Here is a 17,088-nt window from a genome sequence, read left to right on the forward strand (position 1 = left end):
AGGGATTGTTAATGTAGCATCATCATAGCATATTTCGGCGATAATCGCTAGCGACCACCGGGGGATGAATTGGCGATCGTTCGAAGATGGCGGCGATTTAGAATGGCCTTGTCGTGACCAGGTGATATACGATTATATCGAATAAATATTCCAATAATCGGAATATATTTGCATATTTATAAATTTAATGATATACTTTGTTCATTCTTAAAGCGGGTGAAATGATGACAGTAATTCTAGAAACGAAACAATTAACCAAGAAATTCGGTGATAATCTTGTCCTGAAAGGGATTGATTCAAAAATCGAGCAAGGCCAAGTCATTGCCGTGATTGGACCTTCCGGTAGTGGTAAGAGTACCTATCATCGCTACTTAAATTTGTTAGAGCAACCAACATCAGGCTCAGTTGTTTTTGAAGATCAGACGATCAACCAGTTAACTGAGAACGAATTGGATAAGATTCGTGAAAAAATGGGGATGGTCTTCCAATCTTTTAACTTATTTGCAAATTATTCGGAGCTCGAAAATGTGAACCTTGCACCAATGAATGTTCAAGGGTTAACGGCAGAAGCGGCGACGAAACAAAGCCAAGCCTTGCTTGAACAAGTTGGGTTAGCAGATAAAGCTGATGCACAGCCGACGAGTTTATCAGGTGGTCAGCAACAACGGGTCGCGATTGCGCGTGCCTTAGCGATGCATCCAGATGTCATGTTGTTTGATGAGCCGACTTCGGCGTTGGATCCAGAGATGGTCGGCGAAGTTTTGAACGTCATCAAGAATCTGGCGCAGACTGGGATGACGATGATTATCGTGACTCATGAAATGGGCTTCGCCAAGAACGTGGCCGATCAGGTCTGGTTCATGGATGAGGGGCAACTGATCGAAAAAGGAACGCCCACTCAAGTCTTTGATCATCCACAAGAAGCACGGACACAAGACTTTCTTTCTAAAGTATTAGTCAGCTAATAGCTGATCTCTAATTGCCGAGCTGGCGAGACGGTCAAGTCGGCTAAGTTTAAATTTTGACGATTCTAAGCTACAATACTAAACAGGGTATTGTGGCTTTTTGCGTGTTAAAAATCAAATGATGGAGGCTAACGATGGCTTCAGAACATATTGAGCATAAACTAGCCTTATTGCCTGACCTGCCAGGTTGCTATTTGATGAAGAATATCAACGCGCAGGTCATTTATGTGGGCAAGGCTAAGAATTTAAAGAATCGCGTGCGCTCATATTTTAAGAGTGCACATACTGGAAAGACGGCACGTCTGGTCGAAGAAATTGTCGATTTTGAGACGATTATTACCAGCACGGATAAAGAAGCCTTCCTGTTAGAAATTACGCTGATCCAGAAGCATCAGCCTTATTATAATATCCGATTGAAACAAGGGACGGGTTATCCTTACATTAAAATCACCAACGAGCGGGATCCAATGATTCAGATCACCGGCCAAATCAAAAAAGATGGCGCCTATTATTTTGGTCCCTACACGAATGTTTATGCGGCTGAAGAAACGATGCACTTTATTCAGAAAGTTTATCCATTGCGTCGTTGTCAAGGCCATTTACACCGACCATGTTTGTATTATCATATGGGTCAATGTTTAGGTGCTTGTTTTAAAGAAGTGCCAGAGGAAACTTATCAACGTCAGATTGAGAAAATCAAGCGCTTTTTGAATGGTCATGTTGGCGAGATCAAGCGTAAGTTGACGAATGAGATGCAGACGGCTTCGGCTAAGCTACAATTCGAACGTGCGGCCGAATTACGCGACCAGTTGCATTATATCGATGCCACAGTTGAGAAACAGAAAATTATCTCTCACGATAATACACCACGCGATATTTTTGGTTATTACGTGGATAAGGGCTGGTTATCGATTCAGGTCTTCTTCATACGTCAAGCAAGGTTGATGAAACGAGAGAAACGATTGATTCCGTTGATCAGCACTCCCGAAGAAGAGCTTTCAACGTTTATTTTGCAGTTCTACAATCGAAAGAACAACGTCTTACCAAAAGAAATTTTAGTGCCAAAGAACATTGGACAATCGATTCTGAGCGAGATTTTGAAGGTGCCGGTGAGAACGCCTAGCCGTGGACAGAAACGCGAATTATTGGCGCTAGCTGAAAAAAATGCCAAGCTAGTACTCGATGAAAAGTTTCGCTTATTGGAGTTGGATGAACGCCAAACCATTGGGGCACAAAATGAAATTTTATCTGCATTAGGATTGCCAAATGGTCATGTCATAGAAGCGTTTGACCACTCGCATATTCAGGGCGCCGATCCTGTTTCGGCGATGGTTAGTTTTCTTGATGGTCGTCCGGATAAGTCTAATTATCGTAAGTATAAGTTGCGGGGAGACGTCGAGGATCAGCAAGGTGCCGATGAAGCCGCGAATACCAGAGAAGTGATTCGTCGTCGATTTACCCGGCTATTGAAAGAAAGCAAGGCATTACCAGACTTGATTTTGATGGATGGTGGCATCATCGAAATGAACGCGGCCAAAGATGTACTTGAGAATGAATTGAATTTATTCACACCGGTCGCAGGCATGGTCAAGAACGATAAACATAAGACGGCGCAACTGATTTTCGGTGAGGATGGTCATCATGTGCCACTGGATCCTAAGTCTCAAGGCTTTTATTTACTGCAACGGATCCAAGATGAAGTACACCGTTTTGCCATCACCTTTCACCGTCAAACTCATGCGAAGAACAGTCTTTCTTCGAGATTAGAAACGATTCAAGGTGTCGGTCCAAAAACGAGAACTAAGTTACTGAAGCATTTTGGTTCGATGAAGAAAATCAAGGACGCTTCATTGGAAGAGCTCCAAGAATTGGGTATCTCTAAAACAATTGCACAAACAATCAAGCTTGCGATTCAATAGTCTCGCAAGCTTTTTTGTGTTTGAAAATGAATAAAAATAAATTTTTAGAAATTAATCGTGCATAAATATAAAAAATAGTGTATAATACTTTTATTATCAATAGGGGAAGTTGACATCATGAAAAAAATCAAAAGCACTTTTTAACTTGGATCGTTTTCTGTTTCGTTTTGTTATTGGGCACGGTGATTGGTCCGGTGAGCACGACTGTCCAAGCTGCCACAAAGACGGATGCACAGTTGACCGCCATTAAGAAACGAGGGTACATGGTTCTGGGTGTTTCCGCCGATTATCCACCTTATGAATTTCATAAAACCATCAATGGTGAAGATAAGGTGGTTGGTTTTGATATTGAATTGGCACGTCAGGTCGCTAAGGATATCGGCGTTGAATTGCGTATTAAGGAATTGGGATTTGATTCATTATTAGGCAGCCTAAAGACAGGCAAAGTCGATATGATCGTTTCTGCAATGACACCGACCCCGGAACGGATGAAGGAAGTTGCCTTCTCAGATTCATACTTGCGAGTGGCACAGAAGGTGATCGTTCGTAAAGGCGAGGAGAATAAGTATCGCAGCGTCATGGACTTCAAAGGTCAGCGTGTCGGCGTTCAAAAACAAACGACACAAGAAACAACTGCTAAAGAGGAAATGAGTGGCGCAAAGGTCGTTTCTTTGAAAAAAGTGACCGACTTAATTCTGAATTTGCAACAGAAGAAGTTAAATGCTGTTGTTGTTGAAGCACCAGTTGCAGATGCTTACGTTCAAACAAATCAAGCATTGACGCTGGCCAATATCAAGTTTACAAATGCGGATTATGATTGTGCCATTGCGCTGCCTAAAGGTTCACCCGCTTATCTGGCATCGGTGAATCGCACGATTAAAAAAGTGAAGGCGAATGGTCAGTTCAAGAAATGGCGCAAAACGGCTAATGACCAGATGTTTTCTAAGCAAAATTTCTGGCAAGCCTATGGGAGTTATTTCATTAAGGGAACTGGCATCACAATTATATTGACGATTGTTGGTGTACTGTTTGGTAGTTTATTGGGGACGTTATTAGCGTTGATGAAGCGTGCTAAGAACAAACTTTTGAAGGCAATCGCGACAGTTTATATCCAGTATTTCCGCGGGACACCATTATTGGTTCAGGTCTTCATGATTTATTTTGGGACTCAAGTGATTCATCTGAATGTGTCTGCCTTCGTTTCTGCCGCCATTGCGTTATCACTCAATTCTGGCGCGTATGTTTTCGAAGTCATTCGTTCAGGCATCCAGTCTGTGGCTAAGGGACAGACTGAAGCTGCACGCTCGCTGGGCCTCTCGAATAAAAAGACGATGCGATTAGTTATCCTACCACAGGCAATCAAAACGATTTTGCCTGCCTTAGGTAATGAATTCATTTCATTGTTGAAGGAATCCGCGATTGTCAGTGTTATCGGTGTTGGTGAGTTGATGTTCCAAACGAGTGTTATTCAAGGATCCAGCTTTAAACCGTTCTTACCACTGGTGATCACATCATTGATTTACTTTGTCTTGACACTGATTTTATCCTTGCTCTTACGTTATTTTGAGAAGAAAATGAAGGTTGGCAAGGCGAACAACGAAGTCTTTGATTAATCACTAGACCTTGAAGAGAAAATTGATAGTCAATTGAAGCGACAAAAAAATCATGAGTCTGATGAATGATCCTGTCATCAACTCATGATTATTTATTTGTTTCAATTAAGCAGCTTGATTGGTCACAAGCGATTTTTTCCAGAGGCCAAGAATCAAACCTGAGATGGCTGCACCAACAACGACGGAAATGAGATAACCTAATGGATTGTTGGCGAGAAAGATCACGAACAATCCACCGTGTGGCGCAGGAACATTCACGTTGAGCAGTTGACTGAGACCACCACCGACTGCAGCGCCAATCACGCTAGAAGTAATGACACGCAATGGGTCAGCAGCGGCAAAAGGAATTGCACCCTCGGTAATGAAAGAGATGCCAAGCAGATAATTACTTAAACCAGAATTACGTTTTCGCGCCGTCCATTTCTGTGGCCAGAAGGTCGTTGCGATAGCGATGGCAAGTGGGGGAACCATCCCACCAACCATGACAGCTGCCATTAAGGCACCATTCTCTGTTGTTTGGAAAGCACCAATGGCAAAAACATAAGCGGCTTTATTGAAGGGACCACCCATATCAATGGCCATCATTCCACCGAGCAACGTGCCAAGAACGACCGCGTTTGCTGTACCCATGTTGTTCAAGAATGCGGTGATGCCGTGATTGATGAATCCGAAGATTGGATCTACCACGAAATACATGCCAGCGCCAACAATTAGTAGGCCTAAGATTGGGAAGATGAAGATAGGTTTAAGGCCATCAAACGTTTTTGGTAATTTTTTGAAGACTTTTTTCATCAGGACAACGACGTATCCTGCGAGGAATCCGGCAACCAAACCACCTAAGAATCCGGCAGGGCTCTTAGAAGGCAAGATACTCATCGTTGCCTGACTTGCCATATAACCACCGACGAAACCTGGCATCAAAGCTGGACGATCGCCGATTGCTTCGGCAATGTATGCGGAAAGAACTGGAATTAAGAAACTGAATGCGGCGTTACCAATCATGTTGGGGAACTTGAACCAGAGTGACTGATCGCCGGTAAAGCGTTCAATCAGGAAGGAGAGGGCCATGACGATCCCACCTGCAACAACGAAGGGTAACATGTTGGAGATCCCATTCATTAATTGACCGTACAGTTGGCTGCCGGCAGACTTCGTATTGCCATCGTTTTGGTCATGTGTTGCTGTTTCTTCAGTCGTGAAGGTAGGCGCTTGGCGGTCGATCACGGTTTGAATCAATTCGTGTGGTTTCTTGATGCCATCAATTACCGGACGATTAAGCAATGGCTTGCCATTGAAGCGGGCCATTTCAACTTTCTTATCCGCAGCAACAATGACCCCCACTGCATTGGCGATATCTTGGTCCGTCAATCGATGTTTGATGCCTTCTGATCCATTCGTTTCGACTTTGATGTCAACGTGCATCTTCTCGGCTTCTTCAATCAGCGCAGCCTCGGCCATGTAAGTGTGGGCGATTCCTGTAGGACAGGCGGTTACCGCAACCACATATGGTCGTTGTTCAGAGGTTGTCATCTTTGGTGTTTCAGAGACTGCTGCTGTTGCTGTTTCTTTCGCCTCACGAGCCTGATCCTCTGCGTCTTTCTTAGCTTGAGCATCTGAGAAAAGTTGTTGGACTTCATCAGGCGTTTGCGCTTGTTTCAGTTGGGCAACTAAGTCTGGATTGATCAAAAGAGAAGAGAGGGCAGATAAAGCTTGGAGATGGGCATTATTGGCACCCTCTGGCGCAGCAATCATGAAGAAGAGATGAACGGGTTGACCATCTAAGGCGTTATATTCGACGCCGGCTTCGCTTTTGGCAAAAAGAACTGCGGCCTTGTTGACCGAGCTAACTTTAGCATGGGGCATGGCGATACCATCACCAATACCGGTGGTTGATTCTGACTCGCGTTTCAGGATTGCTTGGCGGTAATTGTCAACATCTCCAATGACGCCAACATCGTGGTAACGTGCAATCATTTCATCAATGGCTGCTTCTTTAGTCGTTGCCTTTAAAGACATGATCATGGCATCTTTGAGCAGTAAATCTTGAATTTTCATTTGTGACCCTCCAATATTAATTATTTATCGAAAGAAAAGAGATGGTGCTTCGACGGATTAGCGCACGCGATCAATGATGATTTGTGGTAATAGCTGATTGATCTGGTTAAGGGTTGCGATATTTTCGGTAAAGGCGGTTGCGCTACCACAAGCTAAGCCGTATTTGAAGGCGAGCTCGGGATCGTGATGTTTGGTGAATTCGCCGATGTAACCAGCTAACATGGAATCACCGGCGCCAACAGAGTTGACGACGGTTCCCTTAGGCGCTGCAGAATGATAAACATGGCCCTCGGCGAGTAAATAAGCACCCGCACCAGCCATGGAGATCAGGACGTGATGAGCACCGAGTTCATGCAGTTTTTCAGCAGACGTCAAAAGTTCATCATCGTCGTGGAGCGTCGTTTGGAATAAATCGGCAAGTTCATGATGGTTGGGCTTAATGACGAGCGGTTGCTTGTCAAGGGTATCTAGCAAAGCTTGACCAGTTGTATCAATCGCGAATTGCGCCTGCTTAGCAACAACCAAGTCAATCAGTTCTAGATAGAAGTCATTGGTCAGTTGTGGCAATAAACTACCGGAGAAGATCACAATATCGCCAGCCTGAACTTGATCGAATTTTTGCTTAAAATCTGCAAGTTCTTCCGCGGTAACTCGTGGGCCTGCCGCGTTTAGCTCAGTTTCAGTTTCACTTTTAAGTTTGACATTGACACGTGTATTTGCGTTGATCGCGGTAAAATCAGAATGAATCTGTTCATCACTTAAAGTCGTTTTGAGAAATTCACCGGTAAAACCGCCTAGAAATCCCCAAGCAATATTTGGACGGTCCAACTGATTCAAAATTTTAGAAACATTGATACCTTTTCCACCGGCAATGAAGTTTGTATACTGTGGCCGGTTGACTTCACCGAGATTTAGTTTCGGCGTCTGAATGATGTAGTCGATCGCAGGATTGACTGTCACCGTATAAATCATCAACTCAACTCCTTTATATTTTCTTGTTTAAATTGTTCACGCAAGGGCGCGGTGAGATGCGCAGTCACCAGTTGGCTGATGTCTGCAAGGCTTGCAAAGGTGGCGAAAGCAACTTGTTTAAACTTCGTCTGATCACTCAAGACGATGGCTTTCGTGGCATTCTTGATAGCAACCGCCTTGACATTTGCCTCGTCAATATCTGGTGTCATTAGCGCACCGGTAACGGCGATGCCATTGGTCCCAATTAAGGCGAGATCGAAATGGTAACTCATCAGATCATTCACGGTTGATGACCCAACGAGTGCCTTGGTGGTTTGCTTCAAGTGACCAGCCGGTAGAAAGACGTCAAGATGCTGTTCTGACAACTTCAGGGCAGTCGTGACACTATTGGTAACGATTGACAACTGATCGAAGCGTCCCAGAAACGGAATGATCTCTTGAACCGAGGTGCCGGCATCAAGAAAAATCACTTGTCCATCATGAATATCATGATTGGCAACGTGGCGAGCAATCAATTCTTTATCAGAACGATTCAGTTGCTCACGATCGTTTTGCGACTGGTCTGGCGTCAACTTCGTCAACAAACGGGCACCACCATGAATTCGTTCTAGCAATCCTTTAGCTTCTAATTCGTCTAGATCACGTCGAATTGTCGACTCTGAAGCATCGGTTAAGTGGACGAGTTCATTAAGTTTGCAAATACCTTGTTGCGTCAAAGTCTGTAAAATGATTTGGTATCGCTGCGCGGTTAACATGTTTTTCACCTCAAGAAGAGTATAACAGGTAAATTTCAATAATCAAGCAAAATCTGTCATTTTCTATCAATAATGGTCAATTAATGCAAGGTGAATTCGAATACAAGTATTGTTATTACAGCGATTGAAAGATAATGATTGGTTTTACTGAAACGTCAAATTCGCCGTTAATTCTCAAATGAGGCAAGGATGTCATTGCGTTTATAAAAAATTATGCTTTGGGTACGCGCGAATTTATGCTTTTTCGTTGAAAATTTGTTATCATAGAGAATGAACTTTTCGAATTCTGCAATCAGATTGTCACAATTGTAAAAAGATTGAAATATGCCGAGGTCACTCAGGAGGTCACTAATGTTTGTTGATCAGATTAAAATTGAAGTAAAAGCGGGTAAGGGTGGCGATGGATCCGTCGCATTCCGACACGAGAAATTCGTCCCTAATGGTGGTCCTGCGGGTGGTGATGGCGGCCACGGCGGTGATGTTGTGCTCGTCGGCGATGAAGGTCTCCGAACACTGTTAGATTTTCGTTATCGTCGTCATTTCAAAGCGGATGCCGGACAAAATGGACAGAACAAAGCCATGTACGGTCGTGGCGCCGAGAACACGTACGTTAAAGTCCCAACCGGAACGAGTGTTAAAGACATCGAAACCGGTGAGTTTATTGGTGATATCGTCGAAAACGGACAAGAATTAGTTGTTGCCCGCGGTGGTCGTGGTGGTCGTGGCAATATTCATTTCGCAACGGCGCGTAATACAGCACCAGAAATCGCCGAAAATGGTGAACCTGGTGAAGAACGCACACTTCAACTTGAGCTAAAAGTCTTGGCTGATGTTGGCTTGGTTGGATTTCCATCCGTTGGTAAATCAACGTTGTTATCAGTTGCCACTTCGGCAAAACCAAAAATTGCATCCTATCAGTTTACGACGTTGGTTCCTAATTTGGGGATGGTCCAACTTGATGATGGTCGAGATTACGTGATGGCGGATTTACCCGGTCTAATTGCTGGCGCCGCGCAAGGTGTTGGTTTGGGGATTCAATTTTTACGTCATATTGAACGCACTCGGGTGATCTTACACCTGATTGATATGGATCCTGAGAACGGGCGCGACCCATGGGAAGACTACCAACAAATTCGTCACGAATTGGAACAATACGATCCTAGCTTGTTAAATCGACCAGAAATTATTGTGCCCACAAAAATGGACATGCCAGGAACCGAAGAACGTCTTGCGACCTTCCGCAGCAGATTATTTGTTGAAATACCTGACCAGAAGCCGCTCGTCGTGCCAATTTCCAGTATCAATCATCAGGGTGTGCAGAAGTTGTTACAGCAAACCGCCGATGTTTTGGCAAGAACACCAAAACCTTCGCTACATTCGCAACCCGTCACGGATGATCAATCTGTGACTTACCAATTCTCAGCAAATGAGAATCAACGTGATTTTGAGATTGAAAAGACTGATGATCATGAATTTACGGTCACTGGTGCCCGAATCGAAAAATTTGTGAAGATGACAAATTTGGATCATCAAGATGGTATTATGCGTTTCGCACGGGCACTGGCTAATTGGGGAATTGAAGCTGCGCTGCGTGAAGCGGGTGCAGAGAATGGTGATACGATCGTGATTTCAGACTTCAGCTTTGACTTCCTTGAATAATCACTGCTGTTGTTAACTATTAGATTATAGTCAGTCTTTGAATAAATGAGGGGAAAATATGTTACAAGGGCAATCTCAAAAGAGAATGAGAAAGCGTTACATCACGGGATTTGATGGCATGCGAACACTTGGTGTGATCGGTGTGATCTTCTATCATTTGAATCCGGGAGTCTTTAAGGGAGGAATGCTAGGTGTCCCTATTTTCCTAGTCTTATCAGGTTATCTGATTACGGACCATTTGATTATTGATGTTAAACGCACGGGACATTTTGATTTTAAGAATTTTTGGATTCGAAGACTGAAACGACTCTATCCAACGTTAATAACAATGTTGCTGGGAACATCCGCCTATATCGTCTTGTTCCAGCGTAGTTTACTGTACAATTTACACAAAATTGTCTTCACTAATATTGCTTACGTTTACAACTGGTGGCAAATTGCCAATGGACAATCGTACTTTGAACGATTTGCAAGCAATGAATCGCCGTTTACACACTTGTGGACGTTATCGATCGAAGGCCAATTTTACCTGGTTTGGCCGTTACTTTTTATGCTATTGTTGCATTTCAAACAGAAGCGTCGCACGATTTTCGGGATTACGATGTTTCTCGGCCTCTTTTCTGCCGTCTTAATGGGCGTACTCTTCACACCCGGTGCGGATCCAAGCCGAATTTATTACGGGACGGACACGCGGATGTTTTCGCTCTTGTTTGGCTGTGCCTTGGCATTGATTTGGCCAAGTAATCGGCTTAAGGCGAGAGTCGCGACATCTGACCGGATCGTTTTAGATATTATCGGCGCCGCGGCTTTCTTTGGCATGATCGTCATGATGTTGACTTCTGATGCGCAGTCGAGTTTCTTGTATCGTGGTGGTATGGTACTCTTCTCCTTATTGACCGTCGTTTTGACGGCCATCGTGGCGCATCCAGGTGCTGACTGGGATCAGTTGTTGTCTAACGGTGTCTTTAGTTGGTTTGGTTCACGTAGTTATGGGATTTATCTCTATCAATTTCCAGTGATGATTTTCTTCGAGACTCACTTTACAGATATCGCGGATCATCGTTTATTGTACCCTGTGATTGAGATTGCCTTAATTCTGCTGATCAGTGAATTGTCCTACCGCTTTGTTGAAAAGGCAACTGGCCGATTTGATTATCGTCAAACTGGTAAATGGTTACGTTCTTTATTCAATCGTCAGGGTTCACCGAAGCTCTGGCGACAACGCTTGGTCACATTGATCCTCGTGTTGATTCTAGGCACGGGTGCCACTGGCGTCGTTCAAGCGTTCGGTGTTCATACGAATGCGGCTGACCATTCTGAAGTTGCCGATACGATCAAGGCGAATAAAAAGAAGACAGCTGCGCAGAACAAGTCGTTATTAGCTAAGATACGTGCCTCTAAGGAATCGAGCAAAAAAGCGAAGTCTGAGAGTATCAAGGCTGAATCTGACAAGTCCTTGAGTAAATCAATCAGTGAATCACAACGTATCTCCAGCTCATCACAGGCTGCCGAGATTGTGAAGGATCCCGCAAATACTGATTTGATTCAAAAGGGTTTGACTGCGTCAGAGCTTGCCTTTGCGCGCTCACTGCAAATTACCGCAATCGGTGATTCTGTCATGTTGGGTAGTGCGCAGAATTACAAGCGGATTTTTCCAAATATGTATATGGATGCCGATGTTAGTCGGCAAGCTTATCAATTGCCAGGCATTATCGACAGTATCGTTTCCAAAGGAGCGATGTCTGATGTTGTATTAGTCGGAATGGGGACGAATGGTTCCTTCACAGACCCACAATTTGCCAACATTATGAGTAAGCTGGGCCAGCGAAAAGTTTACTGGATCAATGCTTATGTCCCAACACGACCATGGCAAAATACAGTTAATACGGCATTGAATGAGGCAACGAAGAAATATCCTAACTTACGAATCATCGATTGGTATGATACGGCTAAACAACATCCAGGTTGGTTCTCTGGCGATCATGTCCATCCAAATCCAAAGGGATCACCGTATTACACGGCTTTTATTGCGAAGTCATTATTGAGTGAATTACAGAAAGAACCAAAATAAGTATTTAAAAAGGTGAGGTCAGTTAATGGAAATTGAGTTTCTCGGAACGGGTGCTGGTGTGCCAGCTCGTAGCCGAAATGTGACAAGTATTGCGTTGAAGTTGTTAGATGAGCGCAATGAGGTTTGGTTGTTTGATTGTGGCGAGGGAACTCAGCAACAGATTCTCAAAACAACCATTAAGCCGCGCAAAGTAAATAAAATTTTCATTACTCATCTGCATGGCGATCATATCTTTGGTTTGCCTGGATTCTTGACCAGCCGTTCAAATCAAGGAGGCGAAACGCGTCTCGATTTATATGGCCCAACGGGAATCAAACGCTATGTTCAAACTTCTTTAGCCGTTACAGGCACACGCTTGAGTTATCCAATCGCTTATCATGAAATCACCGAGCCGGGAATTGTCTTTGAGGATGACCAATTTCAAGTGTCGCAACTGAAACTTGATCACCGGATCGACAGTTATGGCTATCGAATTCAAGAAGCGGCGTTTACGGGTGAATTATTAGTCGATAAATTAAAGGCAGAACAGGTTCCTTCCGGCCCAATTTATGGTAAATTAAAAGCAGGTGAAACAGTGAGCCTGCCAGATGGTCGTGTCTTGAATGGACATGACTACATTGGGGAGAGTCGTCCAGGACGAATCGTCGCGATCATGGGGGATACGCGTAAGACTGATCACACGATTACGCTGGCGCAAGACGCAGATGTTTTGGTTCATGAAAGTACGTTCAGCCAACATGAGAGCAAGCTTGCGCGTCAGTATTTCCATTCGACCTCAACTCAGGCCGCTCAAATTGCGGTTGCGGCTCACTGCAGACGCTTACTTTTAACCCATATTTCTGCTCGCTATTTGGGACGAGCTGCGCGCCAATTACAAGAAGAAGCGCGAGAAGTCTTTCCAAATACTCGGGTCGTCAATGATTTTGATATTATCAAAATACCGTTGCCTGTTGCGGTAAAGGAGTGATTGATTGTGGTGAATAATTATCGAACTTTGCGAGACAAGGTCGTTGTCATTACGGGAGCTTCTTCTGGGATTGGTCGCGCAATTGCTTTAGAATCTGCGAGTCGCGGTGCACGCGTCTTTTTGTTGGCTCGTGGACTTGATCGATTGAACGAAGTCAGAAATGAATGTGCGAATCTTTCATTGACTGAAGCAACCGCCATTCAAGTCGATGTCAGTCAACTTTCCGATTTGGAGGCTGCTGTTGACCAGATCATTCAAGAAGTGGATCACGTCGATGTGCTCGTCAATGCGGCGGGTTTTGGTGATTTTTCAAACTTCATGGAAATCGATCTTGAGACGATTGAACAAATGTTTCGGGTCAATGTCTTAGGTACAATGTTACTCACACGTTTGCTGGCACCCTCAATGTTTGAAGCGCAGGGTCATATCGTCAATATTGGATCGATTGCTGGTAAAATTCAGACGCCAAAATCTGCCGTATACGCGGCAACAAAAGCGGCTGTGATCGCATTTTCCAATTCGTTGCGCTTGGAATTAAAACCCGTTAAGGTAAAGGTGACAACCGTTAATCCCGGCCCAGTGAATACTAACTTCTTTAATATTGCTGATTCAGGTCGTCAATATTTAGAAAAGGTGGGTTGGATCACCCTTGATCCCGAGCGTTTAGCAACAAAAATCGTTGCCAGCTTTGGTCATCCGGTTCGCGAGATCAATGCGCCATGGTTTATGGATGTTGCTGCACGGCTCTTCCCGCTATTTCCACGCGTTGGGGATTTTCTAGCTGGTTCGATTGGTAACCAGAAATAAGTCTCAGGAGGAGGGAGCAACATGAAAAATCAAGGGCGTTTTATCTTAGGGTTATTATTAGCATTAGTCGTTGTGATTTTTGCAGTTTTGAATGTTGAGTCGGTCTCAATCAACTTTGGGTTTGCCAAAGTGGCCATGCCGCTCGTTTTGATTCTATTACTGAGCTTAGTCATTGGTGCGTTGATCGCTTTCTTATTGGCAACCGGTAGCAATCTCTCACTGAAGAAGCAGAATAAACGCTTGAATCTTGAAGTGACTCAATTGAAAAACGACCAACAAGCTGCCATCGAGCAGCAAGTGGCCGAATTTAAGGCGGCTGATCAGGAGCATATTGCCGCTCAGTCAAAGACGATTGCTGAATTACAGGCACAATTGAAAGAATTGTCCGATCAAAAAACAGACTTGGCGAGTGATCACTCACAAACTCAAGCCTAGTGTTAAGATTTACTTGCGTTGTCATCACTTTGATAGTATTATAGTTAGGTGAACGAAAAAGCTGTCTAGTTGATAGTCGCTTTAGCTGAATTCAATCGTTATTGAAAAGGAGTTTTTAAAATGGCTGTACCTGCACGTCGCACCTCAAAACAAAAGAAACGCCAACGTCGTGGACATATCAAATTGCAAACACCTAATTTACAATTCGATGCAACGAATGGTGAATACCGTTTAAGCCATCATGTTTCGCCTAAAGGTTTCTACAAGGGCCGTCAAGTGCTCAAACAAGAAACTCAAGACGCTAAATAATGATGACCACTGATATCCATAGATGGCAATGAGAGCTGATCAGAAATGAGTCGGCTTTTTTTGTGCGCTGAAATAATTAATGATGATATCTTACCTAGTCCCTATAATGATGTGTTAAAATGTTGTTAGTGAGGTGATTCAAATGGAAAATCAAAAATTCTCAGATTATTTAAAGCAGATTCAGTTGTTAAACATTCCTCGTTGGAGTGAATTACCTAAATTTGATCTCTACATGGATCAAGTCGTAAGTTATATCAATCAAATGTTAGAGCCGTTAGAATTCGACAGTTTGACACCAGCAATGATCAATAATTACGTGAAGACAGGCTTATTGACTGCACCGAAGAAGAAGAAATATGGTCAAGATCAAGTTGCTAGTCTTGTGGTAATTGCTATTTTGAAGAGCGTTTTTTCTATTGCGGATATTCAAACGGGTTTTCAGTTAGTCACTCAGTCTAAAGCGGGTCACCCCGGTCAATCCTATGATTATTTCGTGACGATCTTTTTAAAGACGATTCACGATGTAACGAGCAATTTTCATCAGGAAGTGGTCATCAGTTCTGCAACGAAAGATAGTGTAGTTGCCGAGGCGACGAACCTCGTTAAATTAAGTTGCAGTACGGTTGTTCAGCGCATTATTGTTTTGCGCCTTTTGACCAAGCTACAAACACAGAATCAACCAGTTTTGAGTAAAGAAGGTTAAAAAATTTTGAAACTCACAATTTTATCGACGAGTGATACTCATGGTTATCTTTTACCAACGGATTATCGTGATCGTGAATTGAACGCGAACTTCGGATTGACCAAGGCCGCCAGCGTGATTGCAGACGAGCAGGAAAAAGCGCAAGGGCCGGTATTGATCATCGAAAATGGTGACTTTTTGCAGGGTTCTGCCTATTCTTACTATCAAGCCAAGGTGGCTAAACAGGTCGTAGGAATGACGTCGGTTTACAATGCGTTGCCATATCAAGTTGGGATTATCGGGAATCATGAATTTAACTATGGCGTGGATTATTTGCGGGCGGCAATTCACAACAGTAAACGCCAATTTTTGTGTGCCAATATTCTAGATGAACATGGCGAACCGGCTTTCGGCCAACCGTATGAAGTCATTGACTATGGCGAGTTGAAGGTAGCTGTTCTGGGATTAACGACCCAGTATATCCCTCATTGGGAAGCACCAGAAAAAATTAGTGGGTTAGTTTTTGAATCTGCGGCAGAAACTGCCCAGAAATGGGTTCCTCAACTTCACCAGCTTGCTGATATCGTCGTTGTTGCCTATCATGGTGGGTTTGAACGTGATTTACAGACAGGAACACCAACTGAAGTTTTAAGCGGCGAGAACGAAGGCTATGAGCTTTTAAAGCATGTTGATGGCATTGATGCTTTAGTCACTGGTCATCAACACCGCGAAGTTGCGGAAGTCATCGATGGGATTCCAACAACGCAACCTGGCTCCAAGGCGACGCACGTGGGCAAGATGGTCCTGACACTCGACGAAAAACGGCAAGTGACGGGTACAACCGCAGAATTATTAGTGACAGCCAATGCGACTGCAAATAATCAGTTAACCGATAATTTACTTGCTGATAATGGTAATGTCGAAGACTGGTTAGATCAACCTCTGGGCACAACTGAGGGTGATCTTACGATTCAGGATCCATTTGCGGTCAGAATCGCGCCACATCCTTATATCCAGTTTGTTCAAGATGTTCAACGTGCCGCAACTCAGACAAAAATTTCGGGAACCGCCTTGTTCAATAATGATGGCCAGGGATTCGGCTCGGTGATCACTTTCCGCTCAGTGTTGACGAATTATATTTATCCGAACACGTTAGCAGTGGTTAAATTGACCGGTGCAGATTTGAAGGCGGCGCTGGAACAGTCCGCAGAATATTTCATTCAAGATCAATCTGGCGCAATCACTGTTAATCCGAGATTTATTAAGCCAAAGCCTCAACATTATAATTATGATATGTATGCAGGGGTGGATTATACCATTGATGTCAGTCAACCAGTGGGGCAACGGATCACGACATTGACGGTTGGGCAAGTGCCAGTTGAACCCAATCGAGAATTAGAAGTTGTCGTGAATCAGTACCGTGCAGTTGGCGGTGGCAATTATCGAATGTTCACAGCAGATAAAATCGTGCGCGAGGTCACCGAAGATATGACCGAGATTATTGCGGACTATTTGCGTGAGCATCCCGTTGTCAAAGCTGAAACCGAAGAGAATTTTCGGGTAATTGCAAGTCATCAATGAATCCAATTAGCTGACGAGATCTCTTAGTTTCGAATGAGGCCGCAAATCATCAAACCAAATTTATTTAAGGCTTAAGGTAATCAAGATAACTACGAAGGTCGATCCATTTTTGAGATTGGCCTTTTTTGTTGCAAAATTCTAAGTATAAATGCGGATACATTTATAAAGGGACGGGATTTTGATCTTTCTGTATCGGACTAGACCAAAATTATTTTAAGTAAAATAAAAGGCTTGTTCGACCTTTATGAAGGTATAGACCATTCAAAAAAGTGCCGACAAACGTTTGCATAACGGCGTT

The 17,088-nt window shown here is 43.7% G+C and carries 14 protein-coding genes; 11 read left to right on the plus strand and 3 right to left on the minus strand.

All coding sequences use genetic code 11. The annotated features are described in order from the left end of the window. The first annotated feature begins 224 nt into the window (after window positions 1-224). From FC15_RS00140 to FC15_RS00150, 3 genes are all read left to right on the plus strand, one after another. Window positions 225-965 (plus strand): amino acid ABC transporter ATP-binding protein, encoded by a 741-nt coding sequence (locus FC15_RS00140; protein ID WP_057822693.1) that lies wholly within the window; start codon window positions 225-227, stop codon window positions 963-965. 134 nt (window positions 966-1,099) lie between these two features. Beyond that, entirely contained in the window at window positions 1,100-2,884 is a 1,785-nt protein-coding gene (gene uvrC, locus FC15_RS00145; RefSeq protein ID WP_057822696.1) for an excinuclease ABC subunit UvrC, read from the plus strand. Window positions 2,885-3,069: 185 nt separating this feature from the next. Next, window positions 3,070-4,497 carry an ABC transporter substrate-binding protein/permease gene (locus FC15_RS00150; protein WP_371861348.1) on the plus strand — a complete coding sequence of 476 codons (1,428 nt, stop codon included), beginning with the start codon at window positions 3,070-3,072 and terminating at the stop codon, window positions 4,495-4,497. A 105-nt stretch (window positions 4,498-4,602) separates the two neighbouring features. Here FC15_RS00150 and FC15_RS00155 read toward each other — a convergent pair whose 3' ends face one another. The 3 genes from FC15_RS00155 to FC15_RS00165 are packed head-to-tail and all read right to left on the minus strand — an operon-like array spanning window position 4,603 to window position 8,279. After that, a complete protein-coding gene (locus FC15_RS00155) occupies window positions 4,603-6,552 on the minus strand; it encodes a PTS fructose transporter subunit IIABC (RefSeq protein ID WP_057822701.1) in 1,950 nt (649 codons plus the stop codon). Between the two features lie 57 nt (window positions 6,553-6,609). Further along, the gene (pfkB, locus tag FC15_RS00160) at window positions 6,610-7,524 is read right to left on the minus strand and encodes a 1-phosphofructokinase (RefSeq protein ID WP_057822703.1); all 915 of its coding nucleotides are present in this window, start codon (window positions 7,522-7,524) and stop codon (window positions 6,610-6,612) included. After that, window positions 7,524-8,279 (minus strand): DeoR/GlpR family DNA-binding transcription regulator, encoded by a 756-nt coding sequence (locus tag FC15_RS00165; RefSeq protein WP_057822705.1) that lies wholly within the window; start codon window positions 8,277-8,279, stop codon window positions 7,524-7,526. The genes pfkB and FC15_RS00165 overlap by 1 nt, the downstream gene beginning before the upstream one ends. Before the next feature lie 351 nt (window positions 8,280-8,630). Here FC15_RS00165 and obgE point away from each other — a divergent pair, with 351 nt between their 5' ends. From obgE to FC15_RS00205, 8 genes are all read left to right on the plus strand, one after another. Then, complete coding sequence (gene obgE / locus FC15_RS00170; RefSeq protein WP_057822707.1) at window positions 8,631-9,938, plus strand: GTPase ObgE; 1,308 nt, start codon at window positions 8,631-8,633, stop codon at window positions 9,936-9,938. Window positions 9,939-9,996: 58 nt separating this feature from the next. Then, entirely contained in the window at window positions 9,997-12,009 is a 2,013-nt protein-coding gene (locus FC15_RS00175) for an acyltransferase family protein (RefSeq protein WP_057822709.1), read from the plus strand. Between the two features lie 25 nt (window positions 12,010-12,034). Further along, complete coding sequence (gene rnz / locus FC15_RS00180) at window positions 12,035-12,976, plus strand: ribonuclease Z (protein WP_057822711.1); 942 nt, start codon at window positions 12,035-12,037, stop codon at window positions 12,974-12,976. 9 nt (window positions 12,977-12,985) lie between these two features. Then, entirely contained in the window at window positions 12,986-13,783 is a 798-nt protein-coding gene (locus tag FC15_RS00185; protein ID WP_162258392.1) for an SDR family NAD(P)-dependent oxidoreductase, read from the plus strand. Window positions 13,784-13,804: 21 nt separating this feature from the next. Then, window positions 13,805-14,218, plus strand: coding sequence for a lipopolysaccharide assembly protein LapA domain-containing protein (locus tag FC15_RS00190; RefSeq protein WP_057822715.1), 414 nt, complete (start codon window positions 13,805-13,807; stop codon window positions 14,216-14,218). A gap of 120 nt (window positions 14,219-14,338) precedes the next feature. Continuing rightward, window positions 14,339-14,527, plus strand: a complete 189-nt coding sequence (gene rpmF, locus FC15_RS00195) for a 50S ribosomal protein L32 (RefSeq protein WP_057822716.1) — start codon at window positions 14,339-14,341, stop codon at window positions 14,525-14,527. Window positions 14,528-14,669: 142 nt separating this feature from the next. Further along, window positions 14,670-15,230: a DUF1836 domain-containing protein gene (locus FC15_RS00200; RefSeq protein ID WP_057822719.1), complete on the plus strand. Its 561-nt coding sequence runs from the start codon at window positions 14,670-14,672 to the stop codon at window positions 15,228-15,230. A gap of 6 nt (window positions 15,231-15,236) precedes the next feature. After that, on the plus strand, window positions 15,237-16,790 hold the full coding sequence (locus FC15_RS00205) for a bifunctional metallophosphatase/5'-nucleotidase (protein ID WP_057822721.1): 1,554 nt from the start codon (window positions 15,237-15,239) through the stop codon (window positions 16,788-16,790). Window positions 16,791-17,088 lie beyond the last annotated feature (298 nt).

It is taken from the genome of Lapidilactobacillus concavus DSM 17758 (assembly GCF_001435835.1).
GTDB classification, from domain to species: Bacteria; Bacillota; Bacilli; order Lactobacillales; family Lactobacillaceae; genus Lapidilactobacillus; species Lapidilactobacillus concavus.